16 protein-coding genes are annotated in these 14,685 nt (G+C 54.5%); 7 read left to right on the top strand and 9 right to left on the bottom strand.

Features of this window, described 5'->3' with window-relative positions:
- Positions 1-3 precede the first annotated feature (3 nt).
- From clpA to RA157_RS01080, 3 genes are all read right to left on the bottom strand, one after another.
- Positions 4-2,427: an ATP-dependent Clp protease ATP-binding subunit ClpA gene (gene clpA, locus RA157_RS01070; RefSeq protein ID WP_350334638.1), complete on the bottom strand. Its 2,424-nt coding sequence runs from the start codon at positions 2,425-2,427 to the stop codon at positions 4-6.
- A gap of 9 nt (positions 2,428-2,436) precedes the next feature.
- A complete protein-coding gene (gene clpS, locus RA157_RS01075; protein WP_350334639.1) occupies positions 2,437-2,787 on the bottom strand; it encodes an ATP-dependent Clp protease adapter ClpS in 351 nt (116 codons plus the stop codon).
- A 417-nt stretch (positions 2,788-3,204) separates the two neighbouring features.
- Positions 3,205-3,537 carry a phasin family protein gene (locus tag RA157_RS01080; protein ID WP_350334640.1) on the bottom strand — a complete coding sequence of 111 codons (333 nt, stop codon included), beginning with the start codon at positions 3,535-3,537 and terminating at the stop codon, positions 3,205-3,207.
- A gap of 324 nt (positions 3,538-3,861) precedes the next feature.
- Here RA157_RS01080 and RA157_RS01085 point away from each other — a divergent pair, with 324 nt between their 5' ends.
- Positions 3,862-5,229, top strand: coding sequence for a serine hydrolase (locus tag RA157_RS01085; RefSeq protein ID WP_350334641.1), 1,368 nt, complete (start codon positions 3,862-3,864; stop codon positions 5,227-5,229).
- 18 nt (positions 5,230-5,247) lie between these two features.
- Here RA157_RS01085 and RA157_RS01090 read toward each other — a convergent pair whose 3' ends face one another.
- Both RA157_RS01090 and RA157_RS01095 read right to left on the bottom strand, forming a co-directional pair.
- Positions 5,248-5,946: a DnaJ domain-containing protein gene (locus RA157_RS01090; RefSeq protein WP_350334642.1), complete on the bottom strand. Its 699-nt coding sequence runs from the start codon at positions 5,944-5,946 to the stop codon at positions 5,248-5,250.
- Positions 5,943-6,674, bottom strand: coding sequence for a vWA domain-containing protein (locus RA157_RS01095; RefSeq protein WP_350334643.1), 732 nt, complete (start codon positions 6,672-6,674; stop codon positions 5,943-5,945). Before RA157_RS01095 ends, RA157_RS01090 begins: the two co-directional genes overlap by 4 nt.
- A gap of 159 nt (positions 6,675-6,833) precedes the next feature.
- On the opposite strand from RA157_RS01095, the gene panC reads away from it, so the two are divergent.
- Positions 6,834-7,721: a pantoate--beta-alanine ligase gene (gene panC / locus RA157_RS01100; RefSeq protein WP_350334644.1), complete on the top strand. Its 888-nt coding sequence runs from the start codon at positions 6,834-6,836 to the stop codon at positions 7,719-7,721.
- 19 nt (positions 7,722-7,740) lie between these two features.
- On the opposite strand, the gene RA157_RS01105 is transcribed toward panC, so the two are convergent.
- Together RA157_RS01105 and RA157_RS01110 are read right to left on the bottom strand one after the other, a co-directional pair.
- Entirely contained in the window at positions 7,741-8,172 is a 432-nt protein-coding gene (locus tag RA157_RS01105; protein WP_350334645.1) for a DUF1489 family protein, read from the bottom strand.
- A 99-nt stretch (positions 8,173-8,271) separates the two neighbouring features.
- A complete protein-coding gene (locus tag RA157_RS01110) occupies positions 8,272-9,147 on the bottom strand; it encodes an MBL fold metallo-hydrolase (RefSeq protein WP_350334646.1) in 876 nt (291 codons plus the stop codon).
- Positions 9,148-9,300: 153 nt separating this feature from the next.
- Between RA157_RS01110 and RA157_RS01115 the strand changes: the two genes are divergently transcribed.
- The 5 genes from RA157_RS01115 to RA157_RS01135 all read left to right on the top strand — a co-directional run bounded on the left by RA157_RS01115 (position 9,301) and on the right by RA157_RS01135 (position 12,433).
- Positions 9,301-9,828, top strand: a complete 528-nt coding sequence (locus RA157_RS01115) for a rhodanese family protein (RefSeq protein WP_350334647.1) — start codon at positions 9,301-9,303, stop codon at positions 9,826-9,828.
- 140 nt (positions 9,829-9,968) lie between these two features.
- On the top strand, positions 9,969-10,442 hold the full coding sequence (locus RA157_RS01120) for a hypothetical protein (protein ID WP_350334648.1): 474 nt from the start codon (positions 9,969-9,971) through the stop codon (positions 10,440-10,442).
- 4 nt (positions 10,443-10,446) lie between these two features.
- Positions 10,447-10,974 carry a hypothetical protein gene (locus RA157_RS01125; RefSeq protein WP_350334649.1) on the top strand — a complete coding sequence of 176 codons (528 nt, stop codon included), beginning with the start codon at positions 10,447-10,449 and terminating at the stop codon, positions 10,972-10,974.
- A gap of 6 nt (positions 10,975-10,980) precedes the next feature.
- A complete protein-coding gene (locus RA157_RS01130) occupies positions 10,981-11,694 on the top strand; it encodes an SCO family protein (RefSeq protein WP_350334650.1) in 714 nt (237 codons plus the stop codon).
- Between the two features lie 130 nt (positions 11,695-11,824).
- Complete coding sequence (locus tag RA157_RS01135; RefSeq protein WP_350334651.1) at positions 11,825-12,433, top strand: TlpA disulfide reductase family protein; 609 nt, start codon at positions 11,825-11,827, stop codon at positions 12,431-12,433.
- 31 nt (positions 12,434-12,464) lie between these two features.
- Here RA157_RS01135 and RA157_RS01140 read toward each other — a convergent pair whose 3' ends face one another.
- The gene (locus tag RA157_RS01140; RefSeq protein WP_350334652.1) at positions 12,465-12,860 is read right to left on the bottom strand and encodes a rhodanese-like domain-containing protein; all 396 of its coding nucleotides are present in this window, start codon (positions 12,858-12,860) and stop codon (positions 12,465-12,467) included.
- A 610-nt stretch (positions 12,861-13,470) separates the two neighbouring features.
- On the bottom strand, positions 13,471-14,643 hold the full coding sequence (locus tag RA157_RS01145; RefSeq protein WP_350334653.1) for an adenylate/guanylate cyclase domain-containing protein: 1,173 nt from the start codon (positions 14,641-14,643) through the stop codon (positions 13,471-13,473).
- Between the last annotated feature and the right edge of the window lie 42 nt (positions 14,644-14,685).

The raw sequence follows: 14,685 nt of genomic DNA on the forward strand, positions 1-14,685 counted from the left end.
AGATCAGTCCTGAGGCAAAGGTACCTTGGGAACGGAACCGGCAGAGCCGCCACCCCGCCCCTTCGGCTTCCTCCTGGTGCTGCGAGCCGTTGTTGACGTCGATTTGGCTTTCTTTCGCGGCTTGGCGGGTTTACGCACCGGCCGATCTTCTATGGCTTCAAGTCCGAGAATGGACTGTCCATCATCGCCCACCGTCACATATACCTTGACCGATCCGCCCTTCTGCAGGGTACCGAACAGAATATCTTCGGCCAGAGGCTTCTTGATATACTCCTGGATGACCCGTCCCAGAGGACGCGCGCCCATCTGCTCGTCATAGCCCTTGTCAGCCAGCCATTCTGTTGCTTCCGGCGTCAAGTCGAAGGTTACGTTACGATCCGCCAGCTGCGCCTCAAGCTGCATCACGAACTTTTCGACCACACGGAACACCACATCCTTTGGCAGGTTCGAGAACGCAATCGTCGCATCAAGCCTGTTGCGGAATTCCGGCGTGAACAGCTTGTTGATCGCCTCTGAATCATCACCATCCCGCTTGGATTTGGCAAAACCCATCACCGGTTTGGCCAGATCAGCAGCTCCGGCATTGGTGGTCATGATCAGAACCACATTACGGAAATCAATCTGCTTGCCGTTATGATCCGTCAGCTTGCCGTGATCCATTACCTGCAGAAGAATATTGAACAGATCCGGATGCGCCTTTTCAATTTCATCAAGCAGGAGAACACAATGCGGGTTCTGGTCAACGCCGTCGGTCAGCAGCCCGCCCTGATCAAATCCCACATAGCCCGGAGGAGCACCAATCAGGCGGGAAACCGTATGCCGCTCCATATATTCAGACATATCGAACCGCAGAAGTTCAACACCCAGCTGGTCTGCAAGCTGCTTGGCGACTTCGGTCTTTCCGACACCCGTCGGGCCTGAGAACAGGTAATTTCCGATTGGTTTTTCAGGCTCCCGCAAACCGGCCCTCGCCAGCTTGATGGCTGAGGCCAATTGTTCAATCGCCTTGTCCTGCCCGAAGACAACCCGTTTGAGATTCTCCTCAAGATTCTTCAGCGTTGTCGCATCATCCTTTGAGACACTCTTTGGCGGAATCCGCGCCATGGTGGCAATTGTTGTCTCGATTTCCTTGACGCCAATGGTCTTCTTGCGCTTGCTCTCCGGCAGCAGCATCTGCGAGGCGCCCGTCTCATCGATCACATCAATTGCCTTGTCCGGCAGTTTCCTGTCATTGATATAGCGCGCAGACAATTCCACCGCCGATTTGATCGCATCATTGGTGAACCGGACATTGTGATAGTCTTCGAAATAGGGCTTGAGCCCCTTGAGAATGGCAATTGCGTCCGGCAGGGTTGGTTCTTTCACATCAATCTTCTGGAACCGGCGCACCAGCGCGCGGTCCTTCTCGAAGAACTGCCGATATTCCTTATAGGTCGTGGAACCGACACAGCGAATAGACCCGGAAGCCAGAGCAGGCTTCAACAGGTTGGACGCATCCATTGCCCCACCCGATGTGGCCCCTGCCCCGATGACTGTGTGGATTTCATCAATGAACATGATGGCACCAGGATAATTCTCGATCTCCTTGACCACCTGCTTCAGACGTTCTTCGAAATCACCCCGATATCGGGTTCCAGCCAGAAGAGCGCCCATGTCGAGCGCAAAAATCGTCGAGGCCTGAAGAACCTCGGGCACATCCTTATTAATGATCCTGAGAGCCAGGCCTTCCGCAATCGCAGTTTTGCCCACGCCCGGATCACCAACAAAGAGCGGATTGTTCTTCTGACGGCGGCAAAGCACCTGAATGGTACGGTTGATTTCCTCACCCCGCCCGATCAGCGGATCGATTTTCCCGATCCGGGCTTTCTCATTCAGATTGACGCAATAGGCCTCAAGGGCATCGGCTTTCTTGTCCGGGCTCTCTTCATCAAGGTCAGCATCAAGATCGTCATCAACGCCGCTGACAGGACGCTCTTCCGAATGGCCCGCACGCTTGGCAATGCCATGCGAGATATAATTCACCGCATCATAGCGGGTCATATCCTGCTCCTGCAGGAAATAGGCCGCATGGCTTTCCCGCTCGACAAAGATGGCAACCAGAACATTCGCACCAGTCACCTCTTCCCGACCCGATGACTGCACATGGATCACGGCCCGCTGGATAACCCGCTGGAATCCAGCTGTCGGCTTTGTGTCATCTGTCTCGGCGCTCACAAGATTGACAAGTTCGGTATCGATATATTCGACCAGGCTGCCTCTCAGGACGTCGAGATCCACATTGCACGCCCGCATCACTGCCGCTGCATCAGGATCATCAATTAGGGCCAGCAACAGATGTTCAAGCGTTGCAAATTCCTGATCACGCTCATTGGCATAGGCCAGAGCTTGATGGAGAGCATGTTCCAGGCTTTGGGAAAAGGATGGCACAGGCGTTCCTCACTTCTTTTCCATGACACATTGTAGCGGATGCTGATGCTTGCGCGCAAAATCCATTACCTGCGTCACTTTGGTTTCGGCGATTTCATAGGTGAAAACGCCGCATTCGCCGACACCATGATGGTGCACATGCAACATAATTTCAGTGGCTTCTTCCATCCGTTTGTTGAAGAAGCGCTCCAGAACATGAACGACAAACTCCATAGGCGTGTAATCGTCGTTCAGCAGCAGAACCCGGTACAGACTGGGTTTCTTCGTCTTCGGCCTGGTTTTCAGAACCACACCGGTTCCGCCGTCATCATCTCGCCCGGACTGGCCAGCCATCATCCGTAAAGAGAAGTCGTCTTTCATGTTCCAAATCCAACCAGAGGACCGTTTCGCAATTCCCGGACCGCAAACGGATCATCCGTATTCGTCCATGCCCGCGTTCAGCATATCCGAAACGCTCAGGCAACCGCCACAGATACAAACTGCGACCATAGCCATATGTAGATCATTCTGACCTGATTTTAAGGGGATGTCGATGTATTGGGAGAGAGGATCTGACCTGCGTGGCAGTTTTCCGTGGGAAACTGACGAGGAATATGGTTCAGGTGAGAAAGTCAGATCAAACCGGCCTGTCTGGACAGGCATCCCGAAGCCGGATCGGGGCATCTCGTCACCCGATTCTCACCATCTGAGCGCAGTGTTATATACCCGCACAAAAAGAAAGAGGCCCGGTCAAAACCGAGCCTCATTCTGCAGTCTGCAAAGTCGGGAGGAGGAGGATTACTTCGCAGCCTTCGCAAGAACGCCTTCTACAGGCTTGTAAGCTTCTTTAGCCAGATCAGCATACAGCTCACCAACTTTGGTGGCGTGACCGACAAAAGCTTCATAAGCGGATTTGGCATAGTCAGACTGAACTTCAACAGCTTTGTCGATGCTCTTGACAGCCATCATCTTCTCAGCAACGGCAACGCCGTCTTCGAAAGACTTCTTGGAGTAGTCGGTCATCTCAACAGCGATGGCCTGAAAACCCTGAGAAACAACGCCAAAGCTTTTGACTGCTGTGTCTACGTTGTCTTTGCTCATCTTCTGAATTTCATCAAAACCCTGAAACATTGCCGTGCCCTCTGTTTCACTGTGCATCTAAATTCTGAAACTCAATATATATGCACTGCACAATAAGTCAAGGAGATTTTTTGCAGTGCACAAAAATTATGGTTGATGAATTTTTACGGTTTTGTAACTGCCCTACCCTTATCCTGCATCATCAGGATATCGCGTAAAGTTTGTGACACGCTGATCAGTCGGCTTTTCTGCTGTCAGCATCTCGGTCCCATACCTTTGCTCATATCTTAGTTTTTTGGGGGTTCTCGCCTGACATTTGTCGCTTATTGGGAACACGGGGTTTTAGTAGTGTTGCGTTATAGAGTTCAAGTTGCGATGCGGCGCATCTTAAAAGCGGCCTGCATTGCCGGTGCCAGCCTTTCCATTACAGGAACGGCCATTGTCACCAGCCAGACAGAAGCTTCGGCCAATCCGAAATATGCCAGCTTCGTCATCGACCACAAGACCGGCAAGGTTCTGCACAGTCGAAATGCGGACGCGTTGCGCTATCCGGCTTCGCTGACCAAGATGATGACGCTTTATGTGCTGTTTGAAGATATCGAGAAGGGACGGTTCTCACTGAACTCCCGCTTCAAGGTGTCGGCTCATGCAGCCTCACAGCCGCCATCCAAACTTGGCCTTCGCCGCGGAAAGACCATCCGTGTCCGCGATGCCATCCGTGCGCTGGTTACGAAATCAGCTAACGATGTCGCTGTCGTTGTGGCCGAAAACGTCTCAGGTTCCGAGCATGCCTTCGCACGCCGGATGACACAGACCGCACGGTCACTGGGCATGTCCCGCACCACTTTTGCAAATGCGTCCGGCCTGCCCAATTCAAAGCAGCGCACAACAGCACGCGATATGGCAAAACTGGGTCGTTCCCTGCAGGACCGGTTCCCGACCTACTACAAGTTTTTCTCCACCCGCAGCTTTACCTACGGCAAGCGCCGGTACCGCAACCACAATCGTCTGCTGGGTCGTGTGAAGGGTGTTGATGGCATCAAGACCGGTTATATCCGCGCGTCCGGCTTCAATCTGGTCACATCCGTCAAGCGCAACGGTCGGCACATTGTCGGCGTTGTCATGGGCGGCAAGACCGGCCGTAGCCGTGACCGTCACATGGCAAAGCTGATTGCTGCCAATCTGCCAAAGGCCTCTCGCGGCAAGCGTACATCGCCATTGCTGATCGCATCTGCAACATCACGCATCGCGTTGCCCAAGACAGCGCCAGTCCCGGCACGCCGGTCTGTTGAAACTGTACTGGCGTCCAAGGCATCCGCACCAAAAGCTGTTGCACTGAAGCTGCCAGCCATCACACCGGAAACCAAGCCGGTTCTGGCAACGCCGCCTGTGAAAATCGCAGCAGTCCCAACACCAAAGGCTCCGCTTCTTTCTGCTGAAGCTGTTCCGACACCGGCACCTGCTGCAGTCAAGCAGGCCCCTGTCGAAACACAGCGGGCTGGATGGGTTATCCAGGTCGGTGCTGCGCCAACAGAAGCAGGCGCGCTCTCGCTCCTGAGCAAGGCGCGGAAAGTCGGCGGCGGTGCCCTGCGCAAGGCAGAGTCCTTCACCGAAACCGTGGACAAGAATGACGAGACGCTCTATCGCGCCCGCTTCGCAGGGTTCCGCGGCAAGAAACAGGCATGGGCAGCATGCAAGACGCTGAAGAGAAAGCGTCACGCCTGCTTCGCCGTCCAGCTGTAGAAAGGAGGCCCGGATATGTCAGAATTTACTGCCGATCAGAATATCCTTGGCCTCGTTGATCTTGCTGGCCAGAAACGTAGAGCCTCCCTGGTCCGGATGCATCCGTTTCATCAATCGACGATGGGCCTCCCGTATTTCCGCTTCGCCGGAGCCGGGAGAAAGCCCCAGGATCTGGTAAGCCTCCTCCTTGGTCATGGGGCCAGAGCGCGTCGCGCCGCCCTGCCCCGTTGCCGCGTCGGCCTCGAAGTCTTCTCGCCATCCGGACGACCGGCGGTCCAGATAAGCTTCGAGTAGAGCCCGGCTTTCCGGATCGCTGGAAATTTCAGCCCAAAGACTTTTCAGATCCTCGCTCGACAATGTGTTGAGCGGGGATCCTTCATATTGACCGGCAAGAACCCGGCCTTCAATTGCACCGCTATCGTGATCAAGCTCCATTTCAAGCGCGGCCGACCGCACGGTTGATGTCTGCCCGGACCGGGGTGTCGTATTGATGGAGAACCCTCCGCGCCCTAAAAGTCCAAGCGCGAAAATGGCAAGTGGAGCGGCCATCATCCAACGCCCTGTCAGGGTGAGCCAGCCCGCTACACCAAGCACGCCCACCCCAACAAGTCGCTTCATGGATTTTGCTATTGTTTGCGGAGAGGATTTCAGAAACCAGCTCAGACCAAAACCGAAGGCGATCAGAACAAGACCGACAACAAGCAGAATCTTAATCAACGGCCGTTCCCTTTCATCTGTTCCAGTAGAAGCCTCGGCTCAGACCCGCCTTTTGCTTCAAGAGCCTTGAACCCTCCGGCCGCATAAGCAGCAACAGCCTTGAGCAGACGGCGCAACTGATCCGCAGCCCCTGCATCAAACCGGCAATAGGCTCCACTGGTCAACCGGGCAATCTCTCGAAAAGCCCGCTCCGCACTCGGCTCAAACCCCTCCTGGAACATGAAGGCCTTCACACCTTTCAGACCAAGCTCCCCGGCGCGCGCGCAGAGCAGATCCACATCTTCTTCCATACAGTCGCCAACATAGATAAGAGCGCGAACCGGCTGACGCCCGGTCTCCTTCAGAGCATGAGCCAGAACCTTGCGGATCTGTGTATGCCCGCCCCGGCAGTCAATGCGACTCATAAGACTGGCCAGAGCGTCACCATCGCTGACCCACTTCCCGGCTCTGCATTCCCCCATTCCACGAAAATACACAAGCTGAACGGCGAGACCACCGATACCAAGCGCTTCACGAAACATATCGGCCTGCAGGACACATGCGCTGTCCCAGGTGGGTTGCCTGCTCATTGTGGCATCCAGTGCAAAGATAAGACGCCCGGCCCCGTCAGACGATGCCGGCTGAAGTCCTGCAGCCTTACTCAGAAACGCGTCGATCTCGCCGGATGTTGATTGCCGAGCGACCCCGCTCTCTGATGTCCTATTTGGTACGGACGGCTTCTTGATCATAATCGAATCCCCTTGCCCTCCTATTTGGGGTTGCCTGGAGACATCCCGCAAGACCTGAATAGCAAACAGGGTCAGATAGAATGAGCCATCTTATCTCCTGCTTGGCCTGTCGGAAGTGATCTGTTATATGCGGCGCACATAAATTTCGGAGTTGAAGACATGGGGTCAACAGAGCGCTCTTCGACATGTGACGTCAAGAAAGCGGACCTGGTCATCGTCAGAACAATTGAGGATTTGCGCAAGGCTGTCGCTCTATGGCGTCAGGCTGGCGAGACCGTCGGCATGATCCCGACTATGGGAGCCCTCCATCCGGGGCATCTTTCGCTGGTCGATCAGATGAACGGCAAGACGGACAGATCCGTGGCCACCATCTTTGTCAATCCGACCCAGTTTGCACCCCATGAGGATTTTGATTCCTACCCTCGAACAGAAGACACCGACGTGCAGAAGCTGACCCGGCATGGGGTGGATCTGGTTTTCATTCCCAACGCCCGGGAAATGTATCCGGAAGGCTTTGCAACAAGCATGACGGTCGGTGGCCCGGCTTTGGGGCTGGAGACGGACTATCGGCCGCATTTTTTCTCAGGCGTTGCAATTGTGGTGGCCAAGCTCCTGCTGACCTGCTCGCCAGACATGGCTATTTTTGGGGAGAAGGACTATCAGCAATTGCTGGTCATCAGGCAGATGGCCCGCGATCTCAATCTGCCCACGCAGATCATCGGCGGCGAAACGGTCCGCGAGCCGGATGGCCTGGCGCTCTCCTCACGCAACGCCTATCTGAGCGACGAAGAGCGCCGGAAGGCCACACGCCTTATCCTTACGCTCAGAGAAACAGCTATAGCCCTCAAAGCCGGACGGGACACCCAGACAGCCCTCGATGAGGCCATTGCCCGCCTGACTGAGGTCGGTTTCAAAGTGGATTATGTGGCACTGCGCAACGCGGAAACACTGGCAGAAATCAGGGACCGGACTGAAGAACCAGGACGTCTTCTGGCGGCTGCCTGGATGGGGAAAACCCGCCTGATCGACAACATTCCAGTTCTCTGAACGCCCAAAGCGTCCCGGCTTATAGCAGGCCGAGATCCGCGAGTTCGCGGCGCAGGTCAGCCGGGAGGTCTGCATCATCTCCGAGCGCCCTGTCTCGCGGAGCGTCTTCAGGCTTCAGATAACGCCAGCCCTGAAAAGCGCGCCTGGGGCTCCATTCGGTCTCAATCAGGGTCGGTTCAAGCACCAGATGGCAACGCCCGATCCCGTCCTCTCCCTTGAACGGTCTAATATCTAGCAAGGGTTGCCGCGCCTGAATCTGCCCTTTGATCACCCAATAGAGCGAGCCGCCTTCAACAAGCTCATCCTTGCGCTTGGGGACCATCCGGGTCGTATGATACTGCTCAGCCGTCACCCCGGCCTGACGGAGCTGGGTCAATTTCCAGTCAATCCAGGTTTTCAGATCATCCAGCGTATCAACGCCAACGCAGAGCTTAATCAGATGTACGGCCATAGGGATCCACATTCAGGGTTCATACCAGAGGACCATACGCAGACGCGGAATATGCTGCAAATCACAGCGCGGAAATCCGTCTCCCCCTGTGGATGACGATCACGAGCTCAGGGTAACCGGTATCTTCAGATAGTGGACGCCATTGGCTTCTGCCTCAGGAAAACGCCCTGCTCTGATATTGACCTGAATGCTCGGCAACAGGAGAAGCGGCGTTGCCAGCGTGGCGTCGCGCTCTTCCCGCATGGTCACGTAAGCGTCTTCATCAACCCCGCCCTGCAAGTGGACATTTCCGGACTTTTCAGCGCCAACTGTGGTTTCCCAGGCGTAGACATCACGTCCTGGAGCTTTGTAATCGTGGCACATAAAAAGCCGGGTCTCATCAGGCAACGACAAGAGCTTCTGGATCGACTGATAAAGCTGTCGTGCATCTCCACCGGGGAAATCTGCCCTGGCCGTGCCGAAATCCGGCATGAAAAGCGTATCCCCGACAAAGATCGCATCGCCAATACGGTAGCAGATGCAAGCCGGAGTGTGGCCAGGCGTATGGATAACGGAGACCGTCAGATGACCGAGAGAGAAAGCCTCACCATCGGCAAACAAGGCATCAAAGTCACTGCCGTCCGTCTTAATAGTCTCGTCATTGAACACAGGACGGAACAGCTTCTGGACAGCCTTGATATGCTCACCAATGCCGATACGGGCTCCCGTCTTTGCCTTGATATAGGGCGCCCCGGACAAATGATCCGCATGCGCATGGGTCTCCAGCGCCCAGACGATGGAAAGTCCCTTCTCCTGAGCCGTTTCGAGGATCTGGTCAGCAGAGGCATTAGAGGCAACACCGGACCTGTGATCGAAATCCATAACCGGATCGATTACTGCCGCCTCTTTGGTCTCCGGGTCAGAAACCAGATAGCTGACCGTATTGGTCGCTTCGTCAAAGAATGCCTGAATATCTGCTGCATTATGGTCTGACATCAACTCATGTCCTCAATTAAGTCTTGCTCTCTGTATAAATTTTCATATATTCGAATTAATGAATTAAAACAAGCGCGCCAGAGATGCATTCACCTTATAAGTGGAGGAGTACACCGGCGGCTTGTCAATCACAAACAGACAACGAGCGTTCACATGAGCCTGAGCACGATTGCCCCACAAGATGCCCTGCCCCTTGCCAGAGCCAATGCTCTGATTGTCGACATTCGGGAGCCTGACGAATACAGGCGTCACTATGTGGAAGGGTCGGTCAATCTGCCGCTTTCCAGCCTCGGCACCAGCGGATTGCCCGCAACAGACCACGATACGGTGTTGTTCATGTGTTCATCCGGAAACAGAACCACACTGAATGCCCATATCCTGTCCAGCATTACGGAAAAACCGGCTTTTTGCATTGATGGGGGAATCACAGCCATGGCCGATGCCGGGTTTGATATCCGTAAAACGGTATCAGCACCCATCGACGTCATGCGCCAGGTCCAGATCATTGCAGGTAGCGTTGGCGCTTTGGGAACAATCCTCGGCGCGCTGCTATCACCCTGGTTCCTTATCCTGCCCCTGCTTGTTGGCCTCGGGCTGACATTCGCAGGAATCAGCGGTTTCTGCGGCATGGCGAAGCTGCTGCAGCACATGCCCTGGAACAAACCAGCCATTCAGACATAAGCTCAATATTCGTTTCAGATCATATCTCGCTCACAAACAGATGAGCGGACGTGACGAAAATATCATCATCTATGAATGGGAAACCAAAACGCGCTGGGCTATCCTGATATTAACTGAACTTGGGTCAAGGAGGCAGTTCCGTGCGTTTTCCATTCTCGCGTTTAAACCCACGAACCTCTTGGGTTTCCAGTATCGCATCCCTCGCTCTTATAGCAGGACTGGTTGGCGCGCCCTTTACTGAGGCTCGTGCGGCGACACCACAGCGGGTTCAGATCACGGGAGAAATCATTGATACCTGGTGCTATGTCACCGAGATCATGTTTGCCGAGGGAACGGCCCACCATCAATGCGCTATCTGGTGTGCCGTTGGCGGCATTCCCGTGAGCATCAAGGACAAGGACGGCAACATCTATATGGTGTTGAAGCTCGAAGAGGATACGTCCAGCGTCGCCAACCCGAAAATCATCACAATTCAGACCCATGAAGTCACTGTGGACGGCGACCTCTATGAACGGGATGGCGTGAAATACATTTTCGTCAACACGGTCGCTGACGACAAGGGTGTCGTCAATCTGACCCATGAAGATTATGGCATTGTTCCATTCGGGAAGTGATGAGATGAAACAGTCAATCAAAACCCTGTCCATGGCCGCTGCCGTCTCCCTGACCATCGGCACTGCTGCCCAGGCCGCCAATTCCTGGGGCCTTGATTATGAAGAAGAAAAAGAACTTCAGGCAAAAGTCGTTGATATCGCATGTGAACTCAGTGGCGACTGCCCGCCCAATTGCGGCGATGGTCAGCGTCAACTCGGCCTGCTGACCGCAGAAGGCACCCTGATCCCTGTGGTCAAGGGTGGGTCATTATTTGCAGGCGGTGTGGACGAACTCCTCAGCTCCTGTAACCAGCAGGTCCACGTGGACGGGCTGTTTATCAAGAACCCCATCATGCACATGTATTTTGTCCAGCGGATCAAATCCCGTGCCACCGGCAAATGGCTTCGCGCCAATCAGTGGCGGAAGAACTGGGCAAAACGGAACCCCGATATCAAAAAGGGCAAATGGTTCCGCGAAGATCCGCTCGTCAAGGAACTGGTCGCTCAGGAGGGTGTGTTCGGCATCCCGGGCCTTGAAGCGACAGAGGAGTAAGCTCCCTTGAAAAATACCCTGATTTCCATGGCGGGAACACTCACCCTCGTCGGAGTGATGACAGCTGCCCCGGTTAATGTGGCCAACAGCGGGAGTTCCCATAACCACGGAGCCAGCCATACTCAACAGGAGGCTGGTGCGGATAAAGCGCATACAGAGACGCCAAAAGCACCACCGATTCCCAAGCTGGATGCACTCTTCGGCGGCACGTTCGAGCTGACCGACCATCAGGGGCAAACCCGCAAGGACACCGACTGGGATGGGCGTTATCGGCTGATTTTCTTCGGCTACACCCACTGCCCCGCCATCTGCCCGACCACCCTGCAGGATATCACCATTGCCCTGGATGAGCTGGGTGACAGGGCAAAGAAAATCCAGCCGATTTTCGTGACAATCGACCCGGCTCGCGATACGCCTGAGATCCTGGCCGACTATATCGAATCGTTCACCCCCGGCATGGTCGCCCTGACCGGAAGTGAAACGCAGATTGCCGATATAGCCCGGAAATATCGGGTTCAGCGCCACAAGCTCCTGACATCAGAACATGAGCACCACCAGCATGGTGATGGAAAAGGCGTTGATGATTATGAGGCAGCCCACAGTTCCCTGACCTACCTCATGGGGCCTGATGGCAAGTTTCTGACGCTGTTTCCGTTCGGCACAACACCGGATGTTCTGGCCAAGAGGCTGTCCACCTATGTGAGCGGTGAAGCATCATAGGAATACGTGGAGGAAGGCACGGAGGCCTGCACAGGCTATTTGTCCTCAAGACCTCAAGAAACTGTGTGTCGGACAACAGTGCATTTCTGATATAGTCCCGGCGAATTCGAGCCATCAGTTGGAGAAAAACATGCGGACTCTCCTTTCAGCCGCCCTTGCCGCAGCCATCAGCCTGACGGCTTTGCCTGCTTTCACCAATCCGGCAAAAGCTGATCTGGCCGCAGAGGCCATTGAACGGGTGAAAGCTCTCCGCCAGGGAGAAATGTCACGCCTTCTCTTTCACAAGAAAGCCAAAGCTGCCATCAAGGTTCCATTTCAGGATCGCGATGGCAATCCGACAACTGTGGATGCCTTCAAGGGCAAGGTTGTTGTGCTGAACTTCTGGGCAACGTGGTGCCCGCCCTGCCGCCATGAAATGCCGTCACTCGACCGCCTTCAGGCCAAACTGGGTGGCGATGACTTCAAGGTGCTGCCTGTCAGCCTGGATCGCCAGGGACTGGAGAAGGTCGATGCCTTCTTCAGCCAGATCAAAGCTGAAAACCTTCCCGTCTATCTGGATGAAAACAACAAGTTCGCGGTAGCCAACCGGGCTATTGGCCTGCCAATGACGCTTATTCTGGACAGGCAGGGTCGCGAAATCGGTCGTCTGGCAGGGCCAGCTGAATGGGATTCAGCTGACGCGGTATCTGTCCTCAGTGCCGTGGTCAAGGAAACAGCGGAAGCGCCAGTCTCAAACTAGGGTCAGGTCTAGGCTTCGATATCCGGTCTTATCATTTCGGTTCGACCGGATATCTGTTTTCTACCCAGGCCTTGAAGCCACCGCCGATATGAGCAGCAGGCTTCAACCCCATCCGCATGGCGGATTGGGTGGCGAGAGCGGAACGCCATCCGCTAGCACAGAAGAAGATATAGCGGACATCCTGGTTAAAAATGTCCTTGTGATAAGGGCTGTCCGGATCAATCCAGAATTCGAGCATCCCGCGGGGGACATGAACAGCGCCAGGAATGGTCCCCTCACGCTTCAACTCCCGAATATCTCTCAGGTCAACAAACACACAGCTGTCATCACCGTGAAGCGCCCGTGCCTCGTCTGCTGACAGCGTTTCAATTTCTTTCTCCGCCTCAGCAACAAGCTGTTTGATACCGGTATGGATTGTCTGTGGCATTGCACCAAAGGACCTCTACGCTTCACTTAGCGAGACAATCTTACAGCGTGTTTCTGAAAAGTTGATAGACTTTTCAGATAAAAGCTCGCGCAGAAACAAACTCTAAAAGCACCGCAGCCAGTTCAGGTTAAAGGTATGGTATTTTTACACCTTAGATATCGAAGCGCAAACAACTACGGACCCGCTTTCTGGGGCGGATCCGCTCTGTGCAATCTCAATTTTTCTGGAAGCTTGCCTTGGGGTCGACTTACAGGCCACCGAGCAAATAAACAAGAGAAACAATGCCGAAGACCACGATCAGCGTACGCGCTGTAACGGTCCAGCAGGACAGATTAACATCTGTGTTCATTGGTGAGTTGCTACCTTGCATCTGTTAAACAGGAGCCTTCAGGAGGCCCCTTCTGATGCTGTGGATACGCCAACAAACAGCCGTGTGCAAGCGCAAAATAGCCATATTTCAGACAGAATTTTGCCAGCTTAAAAAACCATTCAATCCCAAATAGTTAAAAGATTTTAACCATTCAAAAGAGCGACTTCTTTTCCGATAAATGCCCTATTGCTGCTCTGTAAATCTGACAGGGTCTGACAGTAACCCTGTCATTTTCTGACGTCATGCGGCGGCAAAAACCCGATGCTGATCATTGAACCCCTTGAAGCTGAAGCATCCCTTTTCCGAGAGCTGGAACTTCTGGCTTTTGCTTGCGAGCTGTTCAGAAACAAGAATGGTCTGATCGAGATCCCGACACAGCGCCTGAATACGGCTGGCCAGATTGACCGCTGGCCCGATCACCGTGAAATCGAGACGCCCACTACTGCCCACATTGCCATAGAACACATCGCCCATGTGGAGACCGATCCCGGTCTCGATCCGGTCCCGCGCATCAACATCCCGCTGTTCATTCACCGCATTCAACTCTTTAAAGGCCATGCAGGCAGCGGCAAGCGCTCTGTCTGAGGCATCACACTCTTCAGGGATCGGGTGGAACGGAAAGATAGCCAGAACCGCATCCCCGATGAACTTGAGCACCTCTCCGCCATGCTCTTCAACCGAGCGCGTCACAACATCGAAATAGGTGTTGAGAACATCAAGCAATTCGGTGCCGTCCAACCGGTTGGAAAGATCCGTGAACCCTCGCAGGTCGGAGAACCAGACAGCCGCCCGCAGCACCTCGCCCTCGCCCCGCTTAATCTCACCCTTCAGCACCCGTTCCCCGGTCTGATGCCCCACATAAACATCAAGCAAGGTCTTGGCGAGCCGCTGGGTTGTCTGCAGTTCCAGAACCGGCGCAAGCTCATCGGCTATCTCATGGGCGCTCTCGATCATCGCCTGAGTGAACCCCTCAGGAGACCGTGTCGCCATGGTAATGGCCTTATAGCTGGCATCAGAAAACTGAATGGGGACAGCCATATAATCCGTGGCACCATCTGCTCGAATATCTTCCAGAATGCCAAACTCACCATCCACCTTTTCCGGTGTCACCGGCACGTGGACAAACTTGCCGAACTCATAAACCTGATAGAGCGGGCTTCTTCGGTAGATCTCTTCCAGATCTGAACCGGTGCCATGAAAATGGACATCCCCGCCAACTCCTTCGACCCACAAGGCAGTCTCTGCCCTGATACTGGGATGCAGAATGGGAATACCCGTGGTGAGACGATAGATCGGAAACCCTGCTTTCAGAAGAATATCAGCCAGCTCTTCGACGAACACCGACCGATGTGTCAGAAAGCGCCCACGGGTTCTGAGCCAGTCACGGAACGGATTGAGATCAAATCGGGTCACGGGCAACTCCAGGCTCGGGCAGCAGGGCGTATGAGATTGACG

The organism is Coralliovum pocilloporae (assembly GCF_030845175.1).
GTDB lineage: Bacteria > Pseudomonadota > Alphaproteobacteria > Rhizobiales > Cohaesibacteraceae > Coralliovum > Coralliovum pocilloporae.

What these genes read in the sequence shown, in the direction of transcription:
- clpS (WP_350334639.1), bottom strand. Translation starts at nt 2,787, where the DNA reads ATGAAAGACGACTTCTCTTTACGGATGATGGCTGGCCAGTCCGGGCGA.
- RA157_RS01080 (WP_350334640.1), bottom strand. Translation starts at nt 3,537, where the DNA reads ATGTTTCAGGGTTTTGATGAAATTCAGAAGATGAGCAAAGACAACGTA.
- RA157_RS01085 (WP_350334641.1), top strand. Translation starts at nt 3,862, where the DNA reads ATGCGGCGCATCTTAAAAGCGGCCTGCATTGCCGGTGCCAGCCTTTCC.
- RA157_RS01095 (WP_350334643.1), bottom strand. Translation starts at nt 6,674, where the DNA reads ATGATCAAGAAGCCGTCCGTACCAAATAGGACATCAGAGAGCGGGGTC.
- panC (WP_350334644.1), top strand. Translation starts at nt 6,834, where the DNA reads ATGGGGTCAACAGAGCGCTCTTCGACATGTGACGTCAAGAAAGCGGAC.
- RA157_RS01105 (WP_350334645.1), bottom strand. Translation starts at nt 8,172, where the DNA reads ATGGCCGTACATCTGATTAAGCTCTGCGTTGGCGTTGATACGCTGGAT.
- RA157_RS01110 (WP_350334646.1), bottom strand. Translation starts at nt 9,147, where the DNA reads ATGTCAGACCATAATGCAGCAGATATTCAGGCATTCTTTGACGAAGCG.
- RA157_RS01115 (WP_350334647.1), top strand. Translation starts at nt 9,301, where the DNA reads ATGAGCCTGAGCACGATTGCCCCACAAGATGCCCTGCCCCTTGCCAGA.
- RA157_RS01125 (WP_350334649.1), top strand. Translation starts at nt 10,447, where the DNA reads ATGAAACAGTCAATCAAAACCCTGTCCATGGCCGCTGCCGTCTCCCTG.
- RA157_RS01135 (WP_350334651.1), top strand. Translation starts at nt 11,825, where the DNA reads ATGCGGACTCTCCTTTCAGCCGCCCTTGCCGCAGCCATCAGCCTGACG.
- RA157_RS01140 (WP_350334652.1), bottom strand. Translation starts at nt 12,860, where the DNA reads ATGCCACAGACAATCCATACCGGTATCAAACAGCTTGTTGCTGAGGCG.